Origin of the sequence: Sorangium sp. So ce119, assembly GCF_051524405.1 — a bacterium.
In the GTDB taxonomy this organism is placed as follows: Bacteria; Myxococcota_A; Polyangia; order Polyangiales; family Polyangiaceae; genus Sorangium; species Sorangium cellulosum_G.
This window is the reverse complement of record NZ_CP150310.1, coordinates 9,955,283-9,980,538: the sequence shown is the minus strand read 5'-3', so window position 1 is coordinate 9,980,538 and position 25,256 is coordinate 9,955,283. Positions and strand designations below refer to the sequence as shown.

Sequence of the window (25,256 nt, the reverse complement as noted above, 5' to 3'; positions counted from 1 at the left end):
CGTCGAGGGGAACATCCGTGTCGAGTTCCTGCGCACCGTCTCAGATCTCCTGACGAGCCGTTTCCTTCATCAGCGCGCGCCACTCGTCATGGGTGAGCTCCGGATAAATGTAGTCGCCCTCGAAATTTGTATGGTGCAGGAGCAGCCTCGCGACGTGCGCGATGACCCCGGCGACGTCGCTGCCCTGCGCGGCGCGCGCGAGCGCCTCGGTCGCGTCGCGCACCGCGGCGTGCTGCTTCAGCGCGACCTGGACCTCCTCGGCGAGCCCGCGCGCCTGGAAATGCGGGAAGAGCGCGGCCTCTTCGTAGCGCATGTGCCGCTCCATGGGCCCGCGGAGGAAGGCGAGCAGGCTCTCGCGTTCAGCGCTCGCCTCGTCCGCGGAGCGCTGCGCCATCGCGAGGAGCTTCCTCGCCATGTCGCGAGCGAGCTCCTCCTCCTGGAAGAGGTCGCTCACCATCCGGTCCAGTTCCATGACGCGCCGACCCTCGTAGTTCAGATCCCGCGGAGGGTCGAGCGCGTCCCGACGCGATCGGAGCAGCGCGCGGCCGTCCGGCTCAGTCGCGCGCGGCCTCCCGGGACCGGACGATGGCGGCGAGCCTGCCGACCACGCCGTTGGCGACCATCGTGAGGACCTGCTTCTCCAGCGCCTGTCGCTCGCTCGGCCTGCCGCCGAACGAGATGCGCGAGCGGGCGGTGGGGCCGCCGACGACGCGGCCGACCACGGTGCAGCTCACGCGGTGGACGTCGCCCCGCGTGGACGAGGTGAACTCGACGACGCGGGCGCTGAGCACGACCGATTTCGCCTTGCCGAAGTCCGCCTTCTTCGCGGCGCTCGCGAGCAGGCCGCGCAGCGCGCGCGCCCGCCGGGCCTGCCCCTCGCCCGCGGGGACGTCGACGCTCTTCCAGTCGACCTTGGTCTCGCGGGCGGAGGCCATCGCTGGCAAGGCCATGAGCGTGGTCAGGGCCATCACCGCCAAGAACACCCATCGTGACGCGTGCCGCAGCATGCGAGCCACGCTAGTGGGCCGCGCGCTGGCCGGCCAAGTTCGCGCACGGCGATCGCCGCGCCGGATCGCACGCGCGCGGCGGCCGCGTCCGTGCGATCCGGCGCGGTGATCGCCGCGCTCGCGCCGCGATCGGGCTCGCGCTATGCCGTGGCCTGGAAGCGAGGATCGATGGAGCGGAGCTCGCCGGGGGAAGATCGACGCGGTCGACGAGGGCGGCGCGATCGGCTGGATCAACACGATCGACGAGCGGGGCGCGCGCGCGCCCGCGCGGCGCGTCGCGGCGCATGGGTCGCGGCGCTGCTCGCCGTCGCGGCCGCGCCCGCCGCGGGCAACGCGCAGGCGCCGCGCCCGGGCGGCGCGCCGGCGGACGCGAGCGCGCCGGCGGACGCGAGCGCACCGGCGGCGGACAAGGCGCAGGCGCCGCGCCCCGGCAGGGTCGTGGCGCCGCGCCTGCCCGCGGCGGGCGGCGCGCCGGCGCCGCGCCCGGGCGGCGCGAAGGTGGAGGCGCGCGCGCCCGCGGTGGGCGGCGCGCAGGCGACCGAGAAGCGCTCGCCGATCGCGCCGGCGCCGCGGTGGACCGCCGCGACGCCCGACGAGATGCTCGGCGCCGCGCTGGCCCGCGCGCGGCGGGGCGGCGACGACGCGATCGCGGGGCTCGTGATCGCGGCGGCGCTGTCCGACCGCGCGGCGCAAGGCCGCGCGCGCGAGGGCCTCGCGCAGATCGCCGCGTCGTCGTCGCCGCTCGCCGACGACGCGCGCTGGCTCGCGGCCTCGCTCGCCCCCGAGCCCCCGGCCGCGGCGTGGCCCGGCGCGCGCGCCGTCTCGTACGACGCGCCGCCGGATCCGTCGGGGCTCGTGAAGGCGTTCGCCGTCCTGGGGCCGTTCCAGGACAGCTCGGGCGGCGGGCTCGCGCGCCGCGAGGGGCCCGAGGCCGAAGGCCAGCGCTTCTCGGACATGAGCGCCCGCTACGCGTGGGGCGTGTACGACGTCGCGTGGCGCCGGGCGCTGCCCGCCGCATCGACGGCGCGCGGCGTGCCGCTCGACCTCTACATCCACCCGCGCGCCGAGAGCTGCACGTACCTCGCCTCGCGCGTCACCGTGCCGGCCGCGCTCGATCGCAAGCCGCTCCTCGCGCACGTCGCCGCGACCGGCGCCGTGCGGCTCCAGTGGGACGGCGTCGACGTCGCCGCCAGCGACGTGGAGCACGAGCGCCTCGTGCTCGACCGCATCGCCGCGCGCGTCGAGGCGCCCGCGGGCGATCACCTGCTCGCGCTCAAGGTGTGCACCGGCGCGATCGGCGACGAGGGGCGCGTCCGCGTGCGCTTCACCGACGAGCAGCGCCGGGCCGTCGCGCTCGCGACCTCGTCGGACCTCACGCCGCTCACGCTGCCCCCGGCCGCGCCCTCGGCCGTGACCCCGGTCAGGACGGCGCTCGACAGGGCGCTCGACGCGGGCGCGTCGCAGGCCCTCGATCAGACGCTCACGGCCGTCGTGGCGCGCACGCTCGGGGGCGCCGAGGACCAGCGGTCTCCCCGCGCGCCCGGGCTGCTCGACCGCCTGACGCGCGCGGCGGGCGTCTCCGCCGACGCGATCGCCATGGCGGGGTGGGTCTCCCCGTTCGGCGCGAACCGCAGCGGCTGGCTCGAGGCCGCGCGCGCCCGCGGCCTCGCCGACAAGGACCGGGCCACCGCCTCGTTCGCGCAGCGCCGGCTCGTCGCCGCCCACCTCGCCTCGGACCGCGTCGACTGGGCGGCCTCCGCGCTGCGCGAGGATCCGCTGCGCTCGGCGCGCGATCCCGAGGCGCGCGTCCTCAGGGCCCTCGTGAAGAAGAAGCTCGCGGCCTCGGGGCTCACGCGGGCGGCGCTCGACGATCTGCTCGCGATCGAGCGCGAGCAGAAGGACCGCACCCCGGTGGTCGTGTGGCAGGAGATCGCGGCCGCGGCCCGGTCCGACCCGGCGCTCGGGCTGCGGGCCGCGCGCCGGCTCGCGGAGATCTCGCCCGAGTCGCGCGGCGCGGGCTACGTGCGCGCGTTCGAGCACGAGGGCGGCGCCGCGCTGGAGGTGGCCGCCGCCGGGGCGCTCGCGCAGCAGACGTCGGCCGAGGACGTCATCCGCATCGGCCGCGCGCTCCACGACGCGGGCCGCGCCGCGTGGGCGCGCGAGGTGCTGGCCTACGCCGCGCACGTCGCGCCGAACCAGCCCGCCGCGTTCCAGGCGCTCGCCGCCGCCCGGCAGGGCGCCGGCGCCGCGCCGTGGCCAGCCCTCTCGACCGCCGCGCTCGCGCGGGCGCGCGACCTCACGCCCGGCGACCCGTTCCTCAAGGCCGAGCTCGCGCTCCGCATGGGCGAGGGCTCGGCCGGCGCGCCGGGCCGGCGGCGCATGCGCGACGAGCAGCACCTCGTCGCGCCCGACGTCTTCCTCGCGCGGGCGCGCAAGGACCCGGCGAAGAAGGGGGAGATCGCCGACCGCCAGCTCCACTGGGTGCGCGTCGTGACGTACCACCCGGACAAGCGCGTCTCGCAGCTCATGCACTACGCGCGCGAGATCGTGATCGAGCCGCGGACCGATCAGGATCTCTACGAGCGCGACATCCCCGCCGAGGCGGCGGACACCGAGCTGCTCTTCGCGCGCGTGCATCGCAAGGACGGCACCGTGGCGCAGCCGGACGAGCAGGGCGCGGGCGGGCAGAGGCCGTTCGTGCGCTGGCCCAAGCTCAAGACGGGCGACGTGGTGGAGGTCGCGGTGCGCTCGTGGACCCCGGGCCCGGTCGGCCGCCGGGGCGACGCGCCGTTCTACTTCATCGATTACGTCGGCTCGACCGACACGCGGCCGATCCTCTACAACGAGGTCGTCGTCGACTCGCCGAAGAGCGATCCCTTGGCGATCGACGTGCTCAACGGCAAGGCGGAGCGGGTGCTCACGTCGGAGAAGGACGGCCGCCAGGTGACGCGGTTCATCTGGGACGACCCGCCCGAGGTGCCCGAGGAGCCGCTCGCGCCGCACCTGTCGGAGGTGCTGCCGGTCGTCGTGGGCTCCACGTTCCACGGCTGGCACGACTTCCGGGAGTGGTACCGGGGCGCTGTCGCGGGCTTCATGGAGCCCGACGACCAGGTCCGCCGGCTCGCCGCCGAGCTCACGAAGGGCAAGGCGACGCGCGAGGAGAAGCTGCGGGCGCTCTTCGACTTCGTGGCGGACGACATCCGTTACGTGAACTTCGTCTCGGGCGAGTGGTGGCTGCCGAACCGGCCGCAGGAGCTCCTGGCGCGGCGGCAGGGCGACTGCGACGACAAGGCGATGCTGCTGATCACGCTGCTCAAATCGATCGGCATCGAGGCGACGGAGGTGCTCGTGCAGACGCGCTACACGAGCCAGCCGTCGCTGCTCCGGAGCGAGGTCGCGGCGATCCCGGTGTTCGATCACGGCATCGCGTACCTGCCGGGCGCGGGCGGCGCGCCGGGCATGTGGCTCGACGCGACGAGCCCGCAGAGCCGGCTCGGGCCGCTGCCGGCGATGGATGCGCGCACGCTGGCGCTGTTCGTCGACGAGGGGCCGCCGAAGATCGTGGAGACGCCAGCGAGCTCGCCGGCCGATCACGGCGTCGACGCCGAGTGGACGATCGCGCTGCAGCCGTCGGGCGCGGGCGAGCTCACCGCGAAGGAGCGGCACATCGGCGACGCGGCGTTCGAGCTCCGGTCGAACCTGGCCGAGGCCGACGCGCGCGCGCAGTGGGTCGAGCAGTACCTCGCGTACGGCTGGTTCCCGACCGTGGACGTGAAGCCGAAGGTGGCGTTCCAGGCCGATCTCCCGCACGGCGCGGCGTCGCTCGCGTACGAGGCGCGCTCCGAGGGCCTCGCCCGCCGCGAGGGCGCGGAGCTCTCGGTGCCGCTCTCGGGCACGTCCACGATGACGTCGCAGCTCGCGCCGCTCGTGAAGCGCACGCTGCCGGTGGTCCTGCCGCCGAGCCTCGCGCCGCGCCACCATCACCGGACGATCACGATCGCCGCCCCCGCCGGGTTCACGTTCGCCGAGCTCCCGCCGGGCGGCGACGAGAACGGCGGCGAGTTCGGCCGCGCGACGCTCTCGTTCGCGAGGGTGCCGGGCAGGAACGCCGTGGTGGTGAAGGAGCGCGTGGTCCTCGATCGCTCGACCATCCCCGTGGCCCAGTACGCCGCCTGGCGAAGCTGGCTGCAGCGCGTCGACGGCCTCCAGCACCGGATGGTGCGGCTCGTGCCCGTCGCGCCGGCGAACAAGAAGGCGCCGTGAGAGGACCGCCGTCCGGAGGTGTCCTCGGGCGGCTCGGCCGGGTCGGTCTCCCTGCCCTGAGACCGCCCTGAGGCCGCCCCGAGGCCGCCCGTCGGCGTCCGTTGGTACCGTTCTGGCTAGCCGCTCTGCAACGCACCCGCACGCCAGCGCTACCCAGGGGAGGGATCTCGCCATGCCGCTAGAACAGTACCGACGCCCGCGCATGATCGTTCTGAGCCCGCGCTCGACCGCTTACGACGCGGTGAGGGCGATGGTCGACAACCACGTCGGCGCGGTCCTGGTCCACGATGGCCAGCGGATCGCCGGCATCGTGACCGACCGCGACGTCGCGCTCGAGATCGTGGCGGGCGACCTCGACGCGCGCAGCACCATGCTGCGCGACATCATGTCGGACGAGGTCGCGACGCTCGAGATCGACGCGTCGATCGACGACGCCGTGCGCATCATGCGCGATCAGGCGTGTCGACGCGTGCCGCTGACCGAGCAAGGGCGGCCCGTCGGCCTCGTGACCCTGGACGACCTGCTCGCCGACGGCGCCGTCGACACCGAGTCCGCCGGCTCGGTCGTGCGCGCGCAGCTCGAGGTCGCCGCCCGGTTCAAGCCGGGAGGCGCGCTGCACCCGGAGGGGATCGCGCGCCCCGAGCGCTCGCGCGGCCCCGTGCGCGCCCTCACCCGGCGCAAGGCGCGCGCGGACAGCGCCTATGGCCGGCTGCTCCACGCCGTGGAGCGCCACAGCGGCCTCCAGCAGCGCGACCGCGCGGAGCTCGCGCTCCAGATCGTCCTCGGCAACCTCTGCCGCAGGGTGACGCCGCAGGAGGCGCGGCACCTCATCGCGCAGCTCCCCTCCAAGCTCCACCCGTCGCTCGATCCGTTCCTCGACGGGCCCGACAAGCGCATCACGACGGCGACCATCGAGGACGACGTCGCGCGCGAGCTGCGCATGGACCGCGAGGCCGCCGGCTTCGTGCTGCAGGCGATCTGCGAGGCGGTCGCGGACAGCGTGTCCGCCGGGGAGATCGAGGGGTTCCGCGGTCAGCTCCCGCTCGACATGAAGGACCTGTTCCCGCCGACCCCGCTGCGCCGGGCGGTCTGATCCGCGGCGGCGCCTCAGGGGGCCGTCGCGGACGCGGGCGCCGCGAGCAGCTTGCGGACCGTGCCGAGGAGCTTGTCGGCCGTGAACGGCTTCTTGAGGACGGCGTGCACCCGGTCGCCGAGCTTCTGGAGCAGCTCCTGGCGCTGCTCGACCGCGCTCATGATGACGATCGGCATGCCGTCGAGCCGCTGCTCGTCCTTCACCGCCCTGACCAGGTCGAACCCGCTCATGATGGGCATCATCAGGTCCACGAGGGCGAGGTCCGGGCGGGCCTCTCGCAGGTAGTCGAGCGCCTGCTTGCCGTCGGAGCACGTCACGACAGAGTACCCCTCGTCCTCGAGCAGCCCCTCGATGCACGCGAGGAGGTCCGACTCGTCATCTACCACGAGCACCGTTGTCACAGCTCCCCTTCTTTCTCCTGGAATCCGGCGAGCTGCCGCGCCTGCCCCGAGAGGATCTGCTCCGCCGAGCCGAACGAGCTCGCCACCTCGATGCCGCGCTCGGAGATGACGAACTCGCGGATCGACCTGTCATAGGCGCTCTCTCGCATCTTCATGATCGAGAGGAGCCGGTGGATCTGCGACTTGAGCTCGACGTAGCGGAGCAGGACGACGGTCTCGACCACGTTCCCGAGCTCCGGGTTCGGCATCTTGATGAGCGGCGTGAACAGATCGAGCTCCTCGGTCACCACCGTGGTCACGTCGAGCATCCTGAGCTGGTTGGTGAAGGCCGAGAGGAACCGCGGCATCCGGTCCGGGTAGACGGACGCCGCCCGGAAGCCCTCGATACCGTCGATGAACAGCCGTCGTCGCGGCTTAGGGTCCTGCCGGAGCAGCTCGATGAGATGCGCTGCCAGCGAGTCCATCATGTGCTCCAGCGGCGGCTGCCAGATGAGCCGGATGGTGCCCTTGTCGATGTGCGTATCGAGGTCGATCCCCACCATCCGGGCCTTCTCGCGGAGCCGCGGCGGAGGCTCGTAGAAGCCGAAGTAGATCCCCTCCTCGCCGCGCCTCGCTCCCTCGACCAGGAACGAGAGCCCGAGGAGCGTCTTGCCGGTGCCGGGCGCGCCGAGGAGGGCCGCCGCCGAGCCTGACGGCAATCCGCCCTCGATCATCGCGTCGAAGCTCTCGATCCCGAAGCCCATCCGCTCGCGCTCCTCGGTCGCGCTGGCGCGCGGGCTGTCGAACTGGATCTCGGTGCGAGGGTGGATGACCATCCCGGACGTGTCGATCTCGACCTCGTGCTTCCCGCGCAGGTAATCGCTGCCGCGGAACTTGTGGACCGTGAGCTCCCGGACGGCCCTCGGCCCGATGAGCTGATCGGTGAGCTCGATGATGCCGTCGACGAGCGCGTTCTCGGCGTGCGACCGCTCTCGCATGCTCGAGAGGAGGAACGTCGTGCAGTCGCTGAGCGTCGAGAGCCCCTGGATCTCGTGCACGAACTCCCGGTAAGCGAGCGCGGTGGGCGCGCGTTGCTCGACGCTCTCGAGCCCGTCGATCACGAGCACATCGGTGCCGCGGCGCTCGCGCAGCGTGCGGCGCAGGAGATCGAGCAGCCCGTCGAGGCCCTGATCGCGGAGCGCCGGGTAACCGCTGATGTAATACATGCGGTCCGGGATCATGCTCGGATCGAAGAACCTCATGCCGCTCAGGTGGCGGATCATCTTGCTGTGCGACTCGACGAGGAGCGTCACGTAGACGCACCGCGCGCTCGCGCTCCTCCGCACGTGCTCGAAGCAGAGCTGGTTGCCGAAGATCGTCTTCCCGCTCCCGGGCGGGCCCATCAGGGCGTAAGTCCCGTTCCGGAGGAAGCCGCCCTTCAGGATGTAGTCGAGCCTCGGAATGCTCGTCTCCAGCCGGGGGACGGCCGCGCTGGAGCCGCCGCCCTCTGCGTCTTCCGCGGAGGACCCCTGTGTGCCTGTCTGGTCTTCTCGTTCTCGCGTCATGCCTGTTCCGCTGATGCTTCTGCTGTCGACTGCTCCACGGGCAGGCGCACGACGAACGCCGCCCCGCCGCTGTCGGGCGACTCGATGGAGATGCTGCCGCCGTGCGCCTGGACGATCTCCCGCACGATGTAGAGGCCGAGCCCGAGGCTCTGTGACTTGTAGGTGGACGCGATCCGCTGGAAGGGCTGGAAGACCCGGTCGCGGTCGTCCGCGGCGATGCCGGGCCCCTGGTCGCGGACCGTGAGCCTGGCGGTCGCCCCCTCGCGCGCGACGGAGACCTCGATCGGGCTGCCTCCGCCGTACTTCAGCGCGTTCGTGAGGAGGTTCTGGACGACCTGCTCGATGCGCGCGCCGTCCCAGAGGCCGTGGATCGGCTCGCCGGTCACGACCCGGACCGGCGTCCCGGCCGCGCGGGCGTGCTCGGCGACCGCCTCCGTGGCGTCGCGCACGATCTGGAGCAGATCCTTCGGCTCCAGATCGAGCTCGAGCCGGCGGGCGCGGATCCGCGTCACGTCGAGGAGGTTCTGGACCAGGCTGGTCAGGCGGTCGACCTGGCGCTGCGACATGTCGACGAGGCGATCGAGCTCGGAGGGCGCCTCGTCCGACGGGACGCGCAGCTTGACCCGGTGGATCGTGAGGAGCAGGGCGTTGAGGGGCGATCTGAGCTCGTGCGCCGCGATGGACAGGAACTCGTCGCGCGCGGCGAGCGCGGCGCGCGTGTCGTCCGTCCACCGCTGGAAGGCGGTCACGTCGACGAAGGTCAGCGCGGCGAGCTTGTGATCGAGGTCGACGGGGTCGCACCGGACGATGAGCGCGACGTCGCCGTCACCGGTCTTCCAGTGCGTCATCAGGGGGCCGAACGCCTCGCCCCGGAGGGCGCGGGACCGGGGCCGCTCGTGCGGCGCGATCGGCGCTCCGTCGGCGTCCGTGACGTGCGGGGTCTGCCCGTCCAGGTCCTCGTAGGCGAAAAAGACCTCGCGCGCCGACGCGTTGGCGAAGACCACCCGGCCACGCCGCTCGATGTCCAGCAACACGAGTCCCACCTGAATCGAGCCCACGGTCGGTGCATCGGTGGATAGAGACGGTCTCACCAGGCTTGCTCCCTCGCTGCTGCGAAGTCCCTCTGGCAGGCTCATCCTGCAAGCGGCGGACCGCGCCGCGACTCCGGCGGCACCGTCGCCGTTGCCGGACGCGGCTGTGGCGTAACGCCATCACGCGGGGCAACTTGGCGCGTGCGGGGGTGGTGACGGGACCACCCTGGGAGCTGGATTGGCGTGCTGATATCGCCGCTCTACCGCCTCTCGGCGCGCGGCGGCCGCGAGCTCCGCGCTCGGCTTACGGCTGCGGCCAGACCACGCCGCGCGCGCGCAGGTCCGCGACCGTGTCCGCGAGCGTCTCGACCGGGTCGCGGGGCGTCCACCCGAGCTCGCGTCGGGCCTTGGTCGAGTCGAGGTACCAGAAGTGCTGGGCCATCTCCGCCGACACCGGGTCGACCGGCAGGTCGAACGGGAGCCGCTTGCGCGCCCGCTCGATGAGGTGCGCGCCCGCCTTCGCGAGCGCGATGCTCCGGGGCAGCCGCAGGGCGGGGGCGGGGACGCCGGAGACGCGCGAGAGGCGGTGGAAGAAGACGTCCAGGCTCATGTTCGCGGCGCCGAGCAGGTAGCGCTCGCCCGGGCGGCCCTTCTCCATGGCCAGCGCCATGCCCTGCGCCGCGTCGCGGGCGTCGACGAAGGACAGCCCGCCCGCGGGGATGAACGGCAGCCGGCGCTCGAGGAAGCTCACGACGTCGCCGGTCGACGCGCCGTGGACGTCCCCCGGCCCGAGCAGGATGCTCGGGTTGACGGCGACGACCTCGAAGCCCGGCCCGCTGCGATCGAAGGCCGCGCGCTCGGCGTACAGCTTCGAGCGGTAGTAGGGCCAGCCGGCGATCACGTCGATCGGCGGCGGCGCCGTCTCGTCGCGGACGTCGCTCGGCTCCCGGCTCACGGCGACGACGCCGCTCGTGCTCGCGATCACCGCGCGCTTCACCCCCGCGTCGCGGCAGGCGTCGAGGGTGATCTTGGTCCCCTCGACGTGGGTCCGGTAGAGCGCCTCGGCGTCCTCGCGGCGCCGCGAGACGCGCCCGGCGCAGTGGAAGAGCCCCTCGCAGCCCTCGGCGGCGGCGCGGACCGACGCCGCGTCGAGGATGTCGCCGCGGCGGAGCGCCACGCCCTGCTCGACGAGCGCCGGCGCCTCCGACCGGCAGAGCGCCACGACGTCGTGGCCCGCCCCGCGGAGGGCCGTGACGAGGTGCGAGCCAAGGAAACCGGTCGCGCCGGTGACGAGGTAGCGGCTCATGCGAGGTCGAAAACCTTCTGGAAGGTCTGGAGGAGGGAGATGTCGTTCGATTTCACGAGGCCCGTCATGAACTCCATCGGGCTCGGCGTGTAGGCCTCGCGGACGATCTTGGTGAAGATCTCCGGCGTCGTCTTGAGGACGCAGTCGGCTTGCTGGCTCGGCTTGCCGATCCGCGCCTCGCAGCCGGCCGGATCGATCCGCAGCGTCCACTTCGCCTCCTCCTCCGCGCCGAGCGTGACGTAGTACGTGATCGGCTGGGCGACCCGCCCGGCCACGTACTTCGCCTCGAGCTCGCGGAACAGGACCGTGAGCGGGTGCTCCTTCGTGGTGGCCGCCTGGTCGATGCTCTCGACCCGGCGCAGGTCGAGCGCGCCGCCTTCCCGCAGCTTGATCACGGCGAGCTGCGTGAGCTCCGCGACCTTGCGGCAGGCCACCGCGTACTTCATCCCGGCGGTGAGCCGCTTGAGGTCGGCGATCTCGAGCGGCGGCCCGATGCGCGCGACGAGATCGCGGCGGATCGGGACGCTGCGCCCCTTGGGGAGCGCCTCGAAGGTGCCGCCCAGGTAGAGGGGCAGGATGTCGACGTTGTGCGTGAGCGCGAGGTGCCCGATCGCCGGCTTGAACTCGAGGATGCTGCCGTCGGGGCTGCGCGTGCCCTCGGGGAAGAGCAGCACGGTCCGCCCCCGGTCCAGGATCTCGCCGGTCTGCCGCAGCGCCGTGCGCAGGCCGCCCTTGCGGTCGAAGGGCGCCAGGTTCGTGAGGTTCTCGAAGTAGGCGCGCCGCCAGCGGTTGCCCTCGAAGAAGTAGTCCTGGGCGGCCAGGGAGACGAGGCCGTCGCCGTAGCTGCCCAGCGCGAACTTCACGAGCCCCATGTCGAGGTGGCTCGCGTGGTTCGAGACGACGATCGTGTTGCGGTTGTGCGGGATGAACGCGCGCCCGTAGACCTTCGGGCGCATGACGTTCCCGTAGAAGCCGGACTGGACCTTGTTCATCCAGTGCTTGGCGAAGTCGGCCACGGGGCGGGGGATGTGGATCGGCTCCTCGCCCGGCGCGTGCGACCTCGGCTCGATGCTCCCCGCGGCGCCGTCGTGCGCGAGGCTCCCCGCGCCGGCGTCGGCCGCCGCGGACGCGGCCGCCTCGGCGGCGAGGCGCGCGACGATCGCCTTCACCTCGGCGCGCTTCACCTGGCCGGACGCGGTGCGCGGCAGGTCCGCGTCGTGGAGGTGCACGGCCATGGGGTGGCACGGCTTGGGCAGCGCCTGGATCGCCGTCCGGAGCGCCTCGAGCGCGCGCTCGTGGTGCAGCGCCCACGCGAGCTCCTCGTCGTCGCCCTCGTCCTTCGGGCCGGGCGCCGTGGGGACGGCCAGGCACGCGACCTGCTCGCCGCCGCGGCCGTTGTCGATCCCGACGATCGCGAGCTCCTTGATGTGCTCGACCTTGCCGAGCATGCGCTCGATCTCGGCCGGGTACACGTTCTCGCCCTTCGCCGCGGTGATCACCTCGCTCTGCCGGCCGACGAGGGTGAGCCGCCCCTGCTTGTCGAGCTTGCCGAGGTCGCCGGTGTGGAGCCACCCGTCCGCGTCGAGCGCCGCCTGGGTCGCGTCGGGGGCGTCGGCGTAGCCCTTCATGACGTTGGGGCCGCGCGCGAGCACCTCGCCCACGCCGCTCGCGTCCGGGTTCGCGATCTTGATCTGCACGCCGGGGAGCGGCTTGCCGACGTTCCCCGGGCTCGCCGCCGGCGAGGCCTTGGCGACGGTGAGGAGCGGCGCCGCCTCGGTCAGGCCGTAACCCTCGGCGAGCGGCAGGCCGAGCCCCTTGAAGAGGGCGGCCGTGTCCCTGGGGAGCGCGGCGCCGCCGGAGATGAGGAAGCGGACGTTCCCGCCGAGCGCGTCGTGGACGCTGCCGAAGAAGAGCCGCCCCGCGTTCAGCCCGAAGCGCTTGCCGAGCATGCGGTTCAGCTCCATGGCCCAGTTGAACGCGGCGGCCGCGGCGGGCCCCTGCTCCTTCATCCGGGCGACGATCTGGCGCTCCAGCATCTGCCAGAGCGCCGGCACGCCGACCATCGCCGTGACGCGCACCTTCTTCAGCCCGTCGCTCACCCGGTCGGCCGACACCTCGTCGAGGTAGATGATCCGCGCGCCCTGCGACAGCGGCAGGAGCAGGCCGCAGGTGACCTCGAAGGTCTGGTGGAGCGGCAGCACGCTGAGCACGCGGTCGCTCGCCTTGAGCGGGAAGAGCGGGGCGAGGGAGGCGAGCAGCGCGGTGAAGTTGCCGTGCGTGAGCAGCACGCCCTTCGGCTCCCCGGTGGTGCCGCTCGTGTAGACGACGCTCGCGACGTCCTCGCTGCCCACGCGCACGTCCGGCGGCGCGAGCCCGTCGCCCGACGCCGGCCCGAGGTCGGCCGCGCGGCCCTCGGCGAAGCCGGACAGGTCGAAGGCGTAAAGATTCGGCAGCGCCGCGCGCACGTCGGCGCCGATCTTCTCCTCCACGCCGCTGTCCCAGAGGACGACCTTCGCGGTCGACGAGCGGACGACGGCCGCGAACGCCTGCGCGTCGACCGTGGGGTCGATCGGGACGGCGACGGCGCCCGCGCGGAGGATGCCGAAGTAAGCGACGGGCCACGCCGGCTGGTTCGCGCCCGAGAGCGCCACGCGATCGCCGCGGCGGACGCCGAGCGCGGCGAGGCGCGCGGCCGTCTTGCAGGCCGCGTCGCGGAGCTCGCGGTAGCTCGTGCGCGAGAGCCCGTCCTGCTCGATGCGCTGCACGGAGAGCGCGTGATCGAAGCGCTCGGCGACCTCGTCGAGCAGGTCGACGAGGCTGTCGTAGGGCCGGAGCGCCTTGATCTCCCGGCGGAGCATCTCCTCCATGAGCGGGAAGGCCCACTTCTCCAGGCCGGGGAGGTGGACGTTCCAGATGTAGTCGCGCCAGTCGATCTTCTCGGGCGCCCAGACGAAGCGCGCCCGCTCCTCGGGCGGCATGCGGGCCATGGCCGCGCGGGTGTTGGCGCAGGAGTAGACCCAGTCCGCCTCCGCGACGAACGGCATGAAGACCTCGAGGAGGGCGGCCGTCTTCTGCTCGGTCTTCGCTGCGCTCTCCAGCGCGGCGGCCGCCGGCTTGAGGAGCGCGGCGGCGGGGCCGACGCCGGCCGTCTTGAGCAGGCCTCCGAGGCCGCGGAGCGCGCCCTCGATGGCCCGCGCGCCGTGCGCGTTGTACTGCTGCCGGCTGAGCCCGCGCGGCTCGAAGCGGGACGACACGACGTCGAAGAGCGCGGTCTTCTTCCCCTCGAAGACCTGCCGTCGCTTGTAGAGCCCGGCGAGCTCCAGGTAGCGCGTCACGCGGCAGCCGTTCGTGTCGGTGCTCCCGTACTGGTACACGGCGGGCGCGCGGCCCTCGATCAGCTCGCAGAGCGACGCGATCATGCCGCTCGCGGTCATGTCGACCGGGATGAGGTCGAGCCGCACGTCGTGGTCGCCCGGGAACTGCACCTGCCCCTTCGAGGCGAGGTAGAGGTAGGGCGCCGAGGTGTTGATCCCCTCGTTCCAGCCGCAGAACGGGAACTCGACGGCGGTCTCGACGACGGCGGGGCGGACGATGGTGAAGGGCAGCCCGGAGCTGGCGAGCACCTGCTCGCCGATGCTCTTCGTGTAGGTGTAGATGTTGGTCCACCCCCAGAAGAGCGCGCGCTCCTTGCCGGCCTCGACGAGCCGGTCCTTGATGAACTTGCGCTTCACCCGTGCGAGCTCGTTCTCGAGCGCGCTGCCGCGGCCGGGCTCGCCGCGCGCGGCCAGGTTCGCCTTGGCCTCGTCGAGGAAGGCGCTCTGCCGGAAGGCGTCCTCGCACCGCTGGCGCGCCTGCTTGACGAGGTCGAGGCACTCGCTGATCTCGCGCTGCGGGTCCCAGTGCGATCGATCGAGCGTCCGCTTCGGGCAGGCGGCGCCGAACCACGTCTCGCCTGCGGCGCGGGGGAAGGGGATCTCGGCCGGGTGGTTCTCCTCGATGAGCCCGGAGCGGTACCCTGCGACGAAGCAGGTGCTCGTGTGCATCACCTTGGCCCCGATAGTCCGCGCGAGCTCGACGATGTTGCTGATGCCGAACGCGTTGACCTCGAGCGCCTCGTCGAGCGGCGGGTTGAAGTCGACGACGCCGGCGACGTTCACGACCGCGGCGATCTGGCCGGTGAGCTCCCCGACGCGGTCGCCGAGCCCGAGCAGCGGCTGGCCGACGTTGCCGTTCATGGGGGTGATCTTCTGCCGGAGGTACTCCTCGAAGGCGGGCCCGGGGTGCTGCTCGCGGACCGGATCGAACACCGGCGAGGTGGCGATCTGCGACCAGAAGCGCTCTTCCGGCGACTGCCCCTCCTTGGCCCGGACGAGCAGGTAGATGTGGGCGATCTCCGGGAACCTCGCGAGCAGCATGGCCAGCCAGACCTTGCCGAGGAACCCGGTGCCTCCGACCACCACGAGCCGCTTGCCCGAGAGCACGTGAGACGGCACCAGCGGCGGGGCCGCCGCGATCTCTTGGCGGCCCGCTTCACCCGGCGCCCCGGGCTCCGTCGCTCTGGCCCCAGCCCCGTTCGTAACACCCATATGGCTCATCGAGACTCCAGGAAGGCCGCTCAATTCGCGCCTGGGCCGGAACGCGTCAAGGGCGAGGTGCCGCGAACCGGGGTTCGCGCCCTCCAGGCATGGGGTTTGCTCACATCTTGTTCGCAGAATTGAGCATGTCGCGGCGTGTCGACGGCGTGTTCCGGGCATGTCGTGTCCGCGCGTGGCGCGAGCGTGTGGTGGGCCGGTGCGGTGGCAGATCGCGCGCGTTCAGCGCAATGCCTTGCCCGCGCGCGCGAGGCGACCCAAGCAGTGCGGCCCATGATCTTCGGCGCGCACGAGTCCGTGGCCGGCGGCCTTCACCGCGCGATCGCGCTGGCGGGGGAGGACCGCTGCGAGGCGATGCAGATCTTCACCAAGGTCTCGGGCCAGTGGCGCGAGCCTGCGCTGAGCGCGGAGCAGATCGCGGCGTTCCGCGCCGCGCGCGCGTCCTGGGCCGGCGCGGGTCGGACGCTCGCGCATGCGAGCTACCTCATCAACCTGTGCGCTGATGACACCGCGATCCTCGAGCGCTCGCGGGAGGCGCTGTACCAGGAGCTCGCGCGGTGCGACGCGCTCGGGATCGACTTCGTCGTGTTCCATCCGGGCGCGCACCGCGGCCTCGGCGAGGAAGCCGGCCTCGACCGCATCGGCGAGAGCCTCGCGATCGTGCTCTCGCGGGGGAAGGGGCTCCGCGCGCAGCTCTGCATCGAGAACATGGCCGGGCAGGGGTCGACGCTCGGTAATCGGCTCGACCAGATCGCCGCGATGATCGAGCGCGCCGGGCCGGAGGGGGCGCGGCTCGGGGTCTGCATCGACACCCAGCACGCCTTCGCGGCGGGGCACGATCTCCGCGCCGAGGCCGGCTACGAGGGGTTCTGGGGCGACTTCGGCCGGCTGCTCGGCATGGACCGGCTGCGGTGCATGCACGTGAACGACTCGAAGGCGGCGCTCGGTCAGCGGCTCGATCGGCACGAGCGCATCGGCGACGGGGAGATGGGGCTCGCGCCGTTCTGGCGCCTCGCGAACGACGCGCGGCTCGCGCGCGTGCCGGCGGTGATCGAGCTGCCGCCGCTCTCCAAGGAGCGGCGCGGCTACGCGGAGGAGCTCGCGCGGCTGCGCGGCCTCTGCGGCGCGGCAGCGCCGGCGGCGGCGCCGGTCCCCGTCGACGCCCGTCCGGCGAGGAAGGGGAAGCCGCGCGCCCCACGCGCGTGACGCTCGCGCGAGCCGGTGCTTCCAGGCCGGTGCCTCCCAGGGATCGCGGCCCCGCGGCGCGGCTCGCGCGCCCCCAGCGCTCCGCCCGGTCACCCCGCCCGGTGCGGCACCCTGACGCCCTTCTCGTCGGCGACGCGGAGCGCCGTCTCGTACCCCGCGTCGGCGTGCCGGATGATCCCCATGCCCGGATCGATCGTGAGCACCCGCTCGAGCCTGCGCCGGGCGGCCTCGGTGCCGTCGGCGACGATCACCATCCCGGCGTGCAGCGAGTTGCCGATCCCGACGCCGCCGCCGTGGTGGAAGCTGACCCAGGACGCGCCGCCGGCGGTGTTCGCGAGCGCGTTGAGGATCGCCCAGTCGGCGATCGCGTCCGAGCCGTCCTTCATCGCCTCGGTCTCCCGGAACGGCGACGCGACCGACCCGCAGTCGAGGTGGTCGCGCCCGATCACGAGCGGCGCCTTCACCCGGCCGGTGCGCACGAGCTCGTTGAAGGCGAGCCCGACCTCCGCGCGATCGCCGTAGCCGAGCCAGCAGATCCGCGACGGGAGCCCCTGGAACGCGATCTTCTGCTCCGCGAGCTCGATCCAGCGCCGGAGGTCGGGGTCGCCCGGGACCGCCTCGAGCACCGCGCGGTCGGTGGCGAGGATGTCCTCGGGGTCGCCGGAGAGCGCGACCCACCGGAACGGGCCCTTGCCCTGGCAGAACAGCTCGCGCACGTACGCCGGCACGAAGCCGGGGATCGCGAACGCGTCCTGGCACCCCGCCTCCATCGCGCAGGTGCGGATGTTGTTGCCGTAGTCGAAGACCTCGGCCCCGCGCCGCTGCATCGCGAGCATCGCGTCGACCTCGACCCGCATCCCCTCCTTGGCGCGTGCGACGTACGCCCCGGGGTCGCGGGCGCGGAGCTCCGCCGCCTGCTCCAGCGTGAGCCCCGGCGGGACGTAGCCGACGAGCGGATCGTGCGCCGCGGTCTGCTCGGTGACGAGGTCCGGCGTGACGCCGCGGCGAACGAGCTCCGGGTACACGTCGGCTGCGTTGCCGCAGAGGGCGATCGAGCGCGGCGCGCCGCGCCGGACGCTCTCCAGGACCGCGTCGAGCGCGCGGTCGACGTCGTCGATGCGCTCGTCGACGTAGCGGGTGCGGAGCCGCTTCTCGATGCGCGCCGGGTCGATCTCGACGCCGAGGCAGGCCATGCCCGCCATGGTCGCGGCGAGCGGCTGCGCGCCTCCCATGCCGCCGAGGCCCGCGGTGAGCACCCAGCGCCCGCCGCCCTGGACCCGCGCCGCGTGCGCCTTCCGCGCGGCGACGAACGTCTCGAAGGTGCCCTGCACGATGCCCTGCGAACCGATGTAGATCCAGGAGCCCGCGGTCATCTGCCCGTACATCGTCAGGCCGAGCGCCTCGAGCCGCCGGAACTCGTCCCACGTCGCCCACCGGCCCACGAGGTTCGAGTTCGCGAGGAGCACGCGGGGAGCGTCCGGGTGCGTGCGGAAGCGGCCCACCGCCTTGCCCGACTGCACGAGGAGCGTCTCGTCGTCCGCGAGCTCCCGGAGCTCGCGGACGATCACGTCGAACGCCTCCCACGATCGCGCGGCCTTCCCCGTGCCGCCGTACACCACGAGATCGTCGGGCCGCTCCGCGACCTCCGGATCCAGGTTGTTGTGGATCATCCGGAGCGCCGCCTCCTGGATCCACCCCTTGCAGCTCCGCTCGCTCCCGCGCGGCGCGCGCACCACCCGGGCCCCCTGCTCTCCGGTCGCCATGCTGTCGTGTACTCCAGCCGCCCCGGATCGACCAGGCAGCGCGGCGCCCGCCGCGCGCCACGCTGCGTGGCGTAAGCCTGCTCCGCGAGGTCGGTCGCTCTCCAGGGCAGCCGGCTTCGTCCGAACCGGAGTATGCTCGCCCCGGGCGCGCGCAGCGCCCCTATCCGGGAGAGTCCATGATCTCGAGGATCCGTTCGGCCCTTGCGCGTTGCTCCATCCCGGCCCTTCCTCCGCTCGCAGCGCTGGCGCTCGCCGTCGCGACCACCGGGTGCGACAAGGTCGGGTGCTTCGAGTGGACCGAGCTCGAGGGGGCATGCCCCTCCCAGGCCGAAGCGCTCGCCTACTTCGGCAGCGATGAGTGCAATGGCCAGATCGAGTCGGTCGACAGCGAGCCCGAGTACGACGGGGACTACTGCTGTTACAGCATCACCAAGCGCGACGACTACGGCGCGTGCACCTCGTTCGACGGGCGCTCGTCGCCGCCGTCTCCGCCGCCGCAGCCCGCTCCGGCACCGCAGCCCGCGCCTTCTCCGCCGAACTGAGCCCTGACGCCGGGCCCTCGTGGCCCTCGTCGTCGGGTGTTGCGCCCGGACGAGCGTGGCGCCGCCCCCTCTCGCGATTCCTAGAGCTCGTCCAGCGCGTTCCTGTCGAGCTCCTGGAGCGCCGCGAGATCCCGCGCGGTCATCTCTTCCACGTCGCCGGGAGCCCCGCGCGGGTAGGCGAGCGCGACGTCGCCGTCGTGCAGGTAGAGGTGCTGGTCGTCGATGCACCCGTGCGCGCCCCCGGCGGCGTGGAGCGCCGCGACGGCCTCGCCGAGCCGGGCGCGCTGGCCCCTGGTCAGCGCGCGCCCCTCGTCCGCGAGCGCGCGGCCCTGGGGCAGCGCCACCCAGACCTCGCCGGCGGCGAGGTCGACCCGCAGGACGCACGGCAGGGACGGGTGGCCGGCGCGCGCGAACGCCCGGGCGCGGGCGAGGGTCGCGTCGTCGAGCTGCAGCACGAGGACGTCGCGGTCGAGCCACGCGTCGCGCCACCGCCCCTCCGTGTCCCGGCCGTCGCCGACCTCCAGGGTCGCCGCGAGCCGCGCCGTCGTCGAGGGCGGCGCGTCGCTCGCTCGAGGCCGGGCGCTCGCGCGCGATCGCTGCGGCCGCGCGCGCTCCGGCCAGGAGAGCGCGGTCAGCGCGCGCCGCGCCTCGAACGCGTCCCCGGGCCGCGCGGCCGGATCCTCCGCGAGCAGCGCCGCCACGACCGCGTCGTGGGTCGCCGTGAGGTCCGGGTGGACGTCGCTCGGCGCCGGATCGAGCTGCCCGTGCACCGCCGGGGCGGGCGGCTCTCCGGTGAGCAGCTCGGCGAGCACCGCGCCGACGCCGTACAGATCGCTCGCCAGCGTCGCCGGGCGGCCCATGCGCTGCTCCGGCGACATGTACGCGAACGTCCCGATCGCGCCGGCCGTGGCGGTGGTCGAGAGATCGCCGAGGTGCGCCGCGCCGAAGTCCGCGAGGTGCGCCGTCCCGACCTCGTCGAAGAGCACGTTGCTCGGCTTCACGTCGCGGTGGAGGATGCCGAGCCGGTGCGCCTCGCCGAGCGCCGACAGGAGCGCGCACGCGATCTCCACGGCGCGCGCGGGCGCGACCGGCTCCCCCCGCAGCCGCTCGATCAGCGATCCGCCCGCCATCCAGGCGAGCACCATCGCGGGCCCCTCCGGGTGGTACGCGCGGAGCGCGACGACGTTCGGGTGCCGGAGCTGGGCGAGGGCGCGCGCCTCGCGCTCGAACCGGAGGAGCGCGTCGCGGCCCGCGCCGAACGCCGCGCCCGCGAAGATCTTCACCGCGACGCGCTCCGCCGTGATCCGGTCGCGCGCCTCCACGACGCGCGCGTGCGGCGTGGCCGTGACCTCGCGCAGCGTCTCGTAGCGCCCGAAGAGGAGCGGCGCGCCGGGAGGCCCCGCGGCGGGGACGACGTCGCGCGGCGGGGGCGCCTCCTGCGCTCTCGGATCGAGCTGGGCGATCTCGTCGCGCACGGTCCGCGCGGCGTCCTCGAGCCCGAGCTCGCTCAGGCACCTGGAGAGCAGCGGCAGCGCGCGGGCGCGCTCCGCGGCGTCGGGCGGCAGCCGCTGCAGCGCCCGCACCGCGGCCTCGGCGCGGCCGTGGCGCGCGAGGAGCTCGCCGAGCGCGAGCCACGCCGCCGCGTCGTCCGGGCGGCGGCGGAGCGCGGCCTCGAGCACCCGCGCGCCGTCCGCGGGGCGGCCGGCGAGCTCGAAGCTCTCGGCGGCGCGGCGCGCGTCCTGGGCCGCGGTGAACGCCTCCGCGGCAGCGGCGTGCGCGCCGAGCGCCGCGAACAGCGCGCCGGCGTGGCGGGCGAACCCGCGCGCCGCGAGATCGGCGGCGGCGCGCAGCGCGGCGTCGCGGGGCGCCGTGGCGGCGAGCAGGTCGAGCGCCTCGCGCGCGAGCGCCTCGTCGCCGCCGAGCGCGGCCATCAGCGCCGCGCGGGCCGGGTCCTCGGCCGCCAGCGCCTCCCGGGCCGCGCCGACGAAGTCGCAGGCCCGCTCGAGCAGCTCCGAGGCGCCCGCGTGATCCCCGACCGCGACGAGCAACGCGGCGCCGCGGCCGCGCTGCCCGATGGCGGCGAGCTCGGCCGCGCGCCGTCGCAGGTCCTCGTGCGTCACCCTGACGCCGATCGTCAAACGGTCAGTGCGCGGCGATGCGCGCGCGGCCGACCACGGAGAGATCGAAGCGCACCTCGCCGAGGTCGATCCCCGAGGCGCTGAACGGCACCTGCCGCGTGCGGTGCACGGCGAGCGTCGCGATCGCCGGCAGGGGCCCGAGCGTCGAGGGGTCGAGCAACGAGCCCGGGATCACGCCCCGCCCCGTGTCCTTGAAGGCGCACCGCACGGCCGCGCCGCGCGTGGAGGTGACGTCGACGTAGATGACGTCCCGCGACCGGCCCGCCTCGGCGCCCTCGTCGGCGCGCCACTGCACGACGGCGCCGACACCGGCGTCGAGCTCGACGCCGTCGGCCAGCTCGGCGTCGCCGACCCGCACCTCTTCAGGGCCCGCCGGCGCGTCGGCCTCGAAGGAGAACCGGTCGAGCAGGCCCGACCCGGAGCTCTCGAAGACGTACCGCGCCGGCGCCGGCAGATCGCTCGTCGCGTCGCGCGACGTGTAGAACACACCGAAGACCAGATCGCCGACGTCGGGGAATGCGCGGGCGGCGAGCGGCATTGCCGTGCTGTCGGTCTTCATCGTCACGTCGCCCGCGTCGAGGAGCTCGATCGGCCCGAGCGAGCTCAGGCTGCTGGTCGCCGTCTCGTCGTCGGCGGGCGAGAGGACCATGCAGCTGCCGGCGGACGGAAGGTCGAAGGGCGAGCCGACCACCCGCTCCGCGAGCTCGGAATCGGCCGCGGACGAGAGGCGCATGAACTTCGCCGAGACGTTGGTGACCGACCCCGACCCCTCGACGGCGGCGCTCGGCAGCGCCGCCTCATCGAGCTCGACGGCCGAGGTGGTCCAGGCGTCGTCCCGGCTCAGGTTGATCGCGCGCTCGACGCGCACGACCCCCTGGGTGACCACCCCGCTGGCGCCGGCCGCGTCGTCGCCCGCGACAGGGGCCGAGCAGCCGATGAGAGCCGCACCGGCGAGGACGAGGCATGAGGTGCAGAGGGCGCCGATGGGACGCATAGATCCGAGTCTAAGGCCGGTCCTCCGGGCGGGCAAGCGCCTGTGCAGCCTACAGAAAATGCAAGAAAATCCGCCAGCTTGCGGTCAGCTTGCGGTCTGGCCGGCGGCGGTTACGGCCGCGTCAGAAGGTGACCGTGAGACCGCCGCCCGGAACGACGGTCCCCTGGTCGAGCGCCACGGGAACGCCGGCGATCTCGCCCTCGGCGTGGTGGTAGGTCGCGGTGGCCTCCAGGGCGACATGCACGTGGCGGAACCCACCGCGCACGCCCAGCACGAAACCGACCCGGAGGTGCTGGCCCGACGCATCGACGAGGGGCCCCGGGGCGGCTGCCCCGGCGGCGGGCAGCCGCACCTCGCCGCCGAGGAGCTCGAGCCCGAGCCGCGGGCCGAACCAGAGCGCATAGAGATCGGCGTCCGAACGGAAGCCGAGCAGGACGGGAACGTCGATCCCGGCGCCGAGGACGTCGCTTCCTTCCGAGCCCGGTCCGCCCGCGAAGAGCGCGGAGGCGCCGAGCCCGACCGACAGGGCCGCCTCGCCGATCGGGAACGCGTGCCGCCCGTCGAGCCGGAGGGCGCGCCCCGTGTACGTCAGCCCCGCCTCGTTGTCGCCCGCGATCCCGACGCGGGCGCTGGCCCAGGGCGCCACGCCGGGCGCCACGGCGATCTCGGAGAGCTTCCGCCGGGCGGCGCCCTCCGTCGCCGTCGGGCCGCCGCTCGCGTCCGGCGGGGCGGTCGTCGCGCCGGCGAGGACCATCTCGCCGGACAGGCCTCCGCCGAAGCTCACGGTGCCAGGAAGGAGCGGGTGGGCCGGGTGCAGCAGCGGGCCGCCGCCGTGGCAGCCCGCGCACGCGCTCGCGAGGAGCCATGCGGCCCAGCGCCGGGTCACGGCGTGACCCGGGCGCCGAATCGAACCGACGGGGCCGGCGGAGACATGGCAAGCGCGGCCCGGGTGGCGACGCGATGTGGATCGAGAGGGGGCGCTACTTGCGGAAGCGCGAGGGGTAGTCGTTGGCGGCGGCCCGCTTCTGCAGATCGGCATCGTCGGGGTGCAGCTTGATGGCGCGCGCGATGAGGGCCTCCTCGGTCTCCACGATTTGCGGGTTGGGCAGGCAGCACTCGACCGGGCACACGGCCTGGCACGCTTCGTGGTCATAGAAGCCGACGCATTCCGTGCAGAGCTCCGGATCGATCACGTAGATCTCATCGCCCTCGCTGATGGCTTCATTCGGGCATTCCGGCTCGCAGGCGCCGCAGTTGATGCAGTCTTCGGTGATGTAAGTCGCCATGACCTTCGCTTCATTCTCCGGGGTCCAACCCCGGTCCGCTCGTTTGTAGAGGCCTGGCCGCAGGGTGTCAATTCGGGCGGAAGCAGGCGCCGGTTCTGCGCGCCAGAGCCGCGCCTATGCTTGCGCGCGGGCGCCCCCGCCAGTACTAAGCGGCCCTCCTCGATGCTTCGCCTCACCGGGCCCGCCCAACTGCTCGTCGTCCTCGGCGTTTCCTCGCTGCTCGCCGGATGCGGCCCGCAGATCGGCGATGAGTGCACCACGTCGCTCGACTGTGTGCAGCAAGAGCAGGCGCTCTTCTGCGACACCACCCAGCCGGGCGGCTACTGCACGATCTTCAACTGCGAGCCGAACGGCTGCTTCGGCAGCAGCGTCTGCGTCGCCTTCAACCCGGTGCTGGACCAGGCGTGCGGCGCGCTCGAGAACGCCCGGTGGCCGCGCTTCGAGCGGACCTTCTGCATGGCCACGTGCGACGAGGACGAGGACTGCCGCGGCGGCTACGCCTGCGTCCCGCTCCGCGATGTCCGGGAGGCAGCGGCGATCGCGCCGGGCGAGCGCAACGCCGTGATCGTCGACACGGAGCCCGAGGGCTGGAAGGCGTGCCTGCCGCTGCCGTCCTCCTCGCCGAGCGCGCCCGGCGAGCCGTCGGGCGAGGCCGAGAGCACGCCCGGGATCTGCGGGGCCGCTACCGAGCAGCCCGAGTGGACTCCTTATACGCCGGGGTCTTCGGGCACGGGCGGGGCGGGGGGCGAGGGCGGCGCGGAGGGTGACGGCGGCGCTGGCGGCGGCTCGGGCGGCGCCGGCGGCTCGGGCGGCGCCGGCGGCTCGGGCGGCGCTGGCGGCGGCTCGGGCGGGGCCGGCGGCTCCGAAGGCGACGGCGGCGCGGGCGGAGGCTGAGCGCTGCTCGGTCGATCCGGCGTCGCGCGTCGACCGTGCTAGCGTTGGCCGCGTGTTCGGACCGGCCCCTGCGAAAAGGACGCTCGAGGCTGCGCTGCGCGACGTCGGCTCACAGAAGCCCGCCGTGCGCGTGGAGGCGGTGAGCGACCTCGTCCCGTACGCAGCGACGGCGCGGGAGCAGGTCCTGCGCGCGGTCGAGGGCGCGCTGCGCTCCGATGCGCACGCGGCGGTGCGCGCGGCGGCGGCGATCGCGCTCGCCGATACCAAGGCGGTCGAGGCGCTCCCCGCGCTGCTCCTCGCCGTGGAGGACGTGGACCCGCACGTCCGGCAGATGGCGATCACGGCGCTCGGCGAGATCGGCGACGGGCGCGCGACGGGCCGGCTCCGGCGCGCCCTCTCGGACGAGCGGCCCGAGGTCCGCTTCCAGGCGGTGATCGCGTTCCCCCGCGTCTGCGCCCAGCGGGCCGACGCGGTCGACGCTGTCATGCAGGCCACGCACGACGACGACCCGCTCGTCTGCCACATCGCCCTGCGCATGTTCGAGGAGCTCGGGGAAGCCGCCGGCGAGCTGCCGCCGCTGGCCATGGATCGAACGCGGGCGCTGCTCGGCCACGCGTCGCCGCTCGTCCGGGCGGCGGCGGCGGTCGTCACCGCGCGCTTCGGCGATCCGATCGGCCACCCGGTGCTCGTCGAGATCGTGGACGGGAAGCTCCGCGGGGTCGACCACGAGGACGAGGCCGCGGCCATCGAGCTCTGCGGCGAGCTCGGCCTGCAGGCCGGCCGGAGCGCGCTGGAGCGGCGCGCTTTCGGGCTCAGGATCGGCTTCGGCCGCGACCCGCTGCGCTGGCACGCGCGCGTCGCGCTCGCGCGCATGGGGCACGAGCGCGCGGTCCGGGAGATCCTCAGCGAGCTGGGCGCATGGGACCGCCACCGCCGCACGCTCGCCGTCGCCGCCGCCGGTCGCGCCCGCCTCGAGGCCGCCCGCGCGACGATCGCGGCGATGCGGGGCGACGAGCGGAAGGCCGATCAGGGGGCCGTCGAGGAGGCGCTCGCCGCGATCGCCTCCGCCGCCGAGGGCGCGCCGACGGCGCCCGGCAACTGAGCCGCGCGGCGGCCGCGCGCGGGGCATGCGGCGCGGTCGAGGGTGGCGTAGAGGGACGGAGCCAACCGCGGGCAGGTCGCCGGGACGCCGCGCT

General features: G+C 73.9%; 18 protein-coding genes. 6 read left to right on the top strand and 12 right to left on the bottom strand.

Features of this window, described 5'->3' with window-relative positions; genetic code table 11:
• Positions 1-40: 40 nt before the first annotated feature.
• The gene (locus tag WME76_RS37760) at positions 41-472 is read right to left on the bottom strand and encodes a hemerythrin domain-containing protein (protein ID WP_437957007.1); all 432 of its coding nucleotides are present in this window, start codon (positions 470-472) and stop codon (positions 41-43) included.
• A gap of 82 nt (positions 473-554) precedes the next feature.
• On the bottom strand, positions 555-968 hold the full coding sequence (locus tag WME76_RS37755; protein ID WP_437962198.1) for a hypothetical protein: 414 nt from the start codon (positions 966-968) through the stop codon (positions 555-557).
• A 207-nt stretch (positions 969-1,175) separates the two neighbouring features.
• Between WME76_RS37755 and WME76_RS37750 the strand changes: the two genes are divergently transcribed.
• A complete protein-coding gene (locus tag WME76_RS37750) occupies positions 1,176-5,270 on the top strand; it encodes a transglutaminase domain-containing protein (RefSeq protein WP_437957006.1) in 4,095 nt (1,364 codons plus the stop codon).
• 202 nt (positions 5,271-5,472) lie between these two features.
• Entirely contained in the window at positions 5,473-6,363 is an 891-nt protein-coding gene (locus WME76_RS37745; RefSeq protein ID WP_437957005.1) for a DUF2267 domain-containing protein, read from the top strand.
• Between the two features lie 14 nt (positions 6,364-6,377).
• Here WME76_RS37745 and WME76_RS37740 read toward each other — a convergent pair whose 3' ends face one another.
• From WME76_RS37740 to WME76_RS37720, 5 genes are all read right to left on the bottom strand, one after another.
• A complete protein-coding gene (locus tag WME76_RS37740) occupies positions 6,378-6,764 on the bottom strand; it encodes a response regulator (RefSeq protein ID WP_437286999.1) in 387 nt (128 codons plus the stop codon).
• A complete protein-coding gene (locus WME76_RS37735; protein WP_437957004.1) occupies positions 6,761-8,308 on the bottom strand; it encodes an RAD55 family ATPase in 1,548 nt (515 codons plus the stop codon). The genes WME76_RS37740 and WME76_RS37735 overlap by 4 nt, the downstream gene beginning before the upstream one ends.
• Positions 8,305-9,342 carry a sensor histidine kinase gene (locus tag WME76_RS37730; RefSeq protein ID WP_437957003.1) on the bottom strand — a complete coding sequence of 346 codons (1,038 nt, stop codon included), beginning with the start codon at positions 9,340-9,342 and terminating at the stop codon, positions 8,305-8,307. Before WME76_RS37730 ends, WME76_RS37735 begins: the two co-directional genes overlap by 4 nt.
• Positions 9,343-9,643: 301 nt before the next feature.
• A complete protein-coding gene (locus WME76_RS37725; RefSeq protein WP_437957002.1) occupies positions 9,644-10,645 on the bottom strand; it encodes an NAD-dependent epimerase/dehydratase family protein in 1,002 nt (333 codons plus the stop codon).
• On the bottom strand, positions 10,642-15,231 hold the full coding sequence (locus WME76_RS37720) for an AMP-binding protein (RefSeq protein ID WP_437957001.1): 4,590 nt from the start codon (positions 15,229-15,231) through the stop codon (positions 10,642-10,644). Before WME76_RS37720 ends, WME76_RS37725 begins: the two co-directional genes overlap by 4 nt.
• Before the next feature lie 279 nt (positions 15,232-15,510).
• Between WME76_RS37720 and WME76_RS37715 the strand changes: the two genes are divergently transcribed.
• Entirely contained in the window at positions 15,511-16,443 is a 933-nt protein-coding gene (locus tag WME76_RS37715) for a deoxyribonuclease IV (RefSeq protein WP_437957000.1), read from the top strand.
• An 89-nt stretch (positions 16,444-16,532) separates the two neighbouring features.
• Here WME76_RS37715 and hutU read toward each other — a convergent pair whose 3' ends face one another.
• A complete protein-coding gene (gene hutU, locus WME76_RS37710; RefSeq protein ID WP_437956999.1) occupies positions 16,533-18,206 on the bottom strand; it encodes a urocanate hydratase in 1,674 nt (557 codons plus the stop codon).
• A gap of 176 nt (positions 18,207-18,382) precedes the next feature.
• On the opposite strand from hutU, the gene WME76_RS37705 reads away from it, so the two are divergent.
• Positions 18,383-18,748 carry a hypothetical protein gene (locus tag WME76_RS37705; RefSeq protein WP_437956998.1) on the top strand — a complete coding sequence of 122 codons (366 nt, stop codon included), beginning with the start codon at positions 18,383-18,385 and terminating at the stop codon, positions 18,746-18,748.
• Positions 18,749-18,828: 80 nt separating this feature from the next.
• Here the strand turns inward: WME76_RS37705 and WME76_RS37700 are convergent, their stop codons facing one another.
• From WME76_RS37700 to WME76_RS37685, 4 genes are all read right to left on the bottom strand, one after another.
• On the bottom strand, positions 18,829-20,868 hold the full coding sequence (locus WME76_RS37700; RefSeq protein ID WP_437956997.1) for a protein kinase domain-containing protein: 2,040 nt from the start codon (positions 20,866-20,868) through the stop codon (positions 18,829-18,831).
• Positions 20,869-20,890: 22 nt separating this feature from the next.
• Complete coding sequence (locus WME76_RS37695; RefSeq protein ID WP_437956996.1) at positions 20,891-21,880, bottom strand: hypothetical protein; 990 nt, start codon at positions 21,878-21,880, stop codon at positions 20,891-20,893.
• A 121-nt stretch (positions 21,881-22,001) separates the two neighbouring features.
• Entirely contained in the window at positions 22,002-22,766 is a 765-nt protein-coding gene (locus tag WME76_RS37690) for a hypothetical protein (RefSeq protein WP_437956995.1), read from the bottom strand.
• Between the two features lie 94 nt (positions 22,767-22,860).
• Positions 22,861-23,166 carry a YfhL family 4Fe-4S dicluster ferredoxin gene (locus WME76_RS37685; RefSeq protein WP_061610113.1) on the bottom strand — a complete coding sequence of 102 codons (306 nt, stop codon included), beginning with the start codon at positions 23,164-23,166 and terminating at the stop codon, positions 22,861-22,863.
• Between the two features lie 162 nt (positions 23,167-23,328).
• On the opposite strand from WME76_RS37685, the gene WME76_RS37680 reads away from it, so the two are divergent.
• The gene (locus WME76_RS37680) at positions 23,329-24,060 is read left to right on the top strand and encodes a hypothetical protein (RefSeq protein WP_437956994.1); all 732 of its coding nucleotides are present in this window, start codon (positions 23,329-23,331) and stop codon (positions 24,058-24,060) included.
• Between the two features lie 124 nt (positions 24,061-24,184).
• Complete coding sequence (locus WME76_RS37675; RefSeq protein WP_437956993.1) at positions 24,185-25,162, top strand: HEAT repeat domain-containing protein; 978 nt, start codon at positions 24,185-24,187, stop codon at positions 25,160-25,162.
• Positions 25,163-25,256 lie beyond the last annotated feature (94 nt).

Coding starts and splice junctions, on each gene's coding strand:
- WME76_RS37760 (WP_437957007.1), bottom strand. CDS start 472: ATGGAACTGGACCGGATGGTGAGCGACCTCTTCCAGGAGGAGGAGCTC.
- WME76_RS37755 (WP_437962198.1), bottom strand. CDS start 968: ATGGCCCTGACCACGCTCATGGCCTTGCCAGCGATGGCCTCCGCCCGC.
- WME76_RS37750 (WP_437957006.1), top strand. CDS start 1,176: ATGGAGCGGAGCTCGCCGGGGGAAGATCGACGCGGTCGACGAGGGCGG.
- WME76_RS37745 (WP_437957005.1), top strand. CDS start 5,473: ATGATCGTTCTGAGCCCGCGCTCGACCGCTTACGACGCGGTGAGGGCG.
- WME76_RS37735 (WP_437957004.1), bottom strand. CDS start 8,308: ATGACGCGAGAACGAGAAGACCAGACAGGCACACAGGGGTCCTCCGCG.
- WME76_RS37725 (WP_437957002.1), bottom strand. CDS start 10,645: ATGAGCCGCTACCTCGTCACCGGCGCGACCGGTTTCCTTGGCTCGCAC.
- WME76_RS37720 (WP_437957001.1), bottom strand. CDS start 15,231: ATGGGTGTTACGAACGGGGCTGGGGCCAGAGCGACGGAGCCCGGGGCG.
- WME76_RS37715 (WP_437957000.1), top strand. CDS start 15,511: ATGATCTTCGGCGCGCACGAGTCCGTGGCCGGCGGCCTTCACCGCGCG.
- hutU (WP_437956999.1), bottom strand. CDS start 18,206: ATGGCGACCGGAGAGCAGGGGGCCCGGGTGGTGCGCGCGCCGCGCGGG.
- WME76_RS37705 (WP_437956998.1), top strand. CDS start 18,383: ATGATCTCGAGGATCCGTTCGGCCCTTGCGCGTTGCTCCATCCCGGCC.
- WME76_RS37695 (WP_437956996.1), bottom strand. CDS start 21,880: ATGCGTCCCATCGGCGCCCTCTGCACCTCATGCCTCGTCCTCGCCGGT.
- WME76_RS37685 (WP_061610113.1), bottom strand. CDS start 23,166: ATGGCGACTTACATCACCGAAGACTGCATCAACTGCGGCGCCTGCGAG.
- WME76_RS37680 (WP_437956994.1), top strand. CDS start 23,329: ATGCTTCGCCTCACCGGGCCCGCCCAACTGCTCGTCGTCCTCGGCGTT.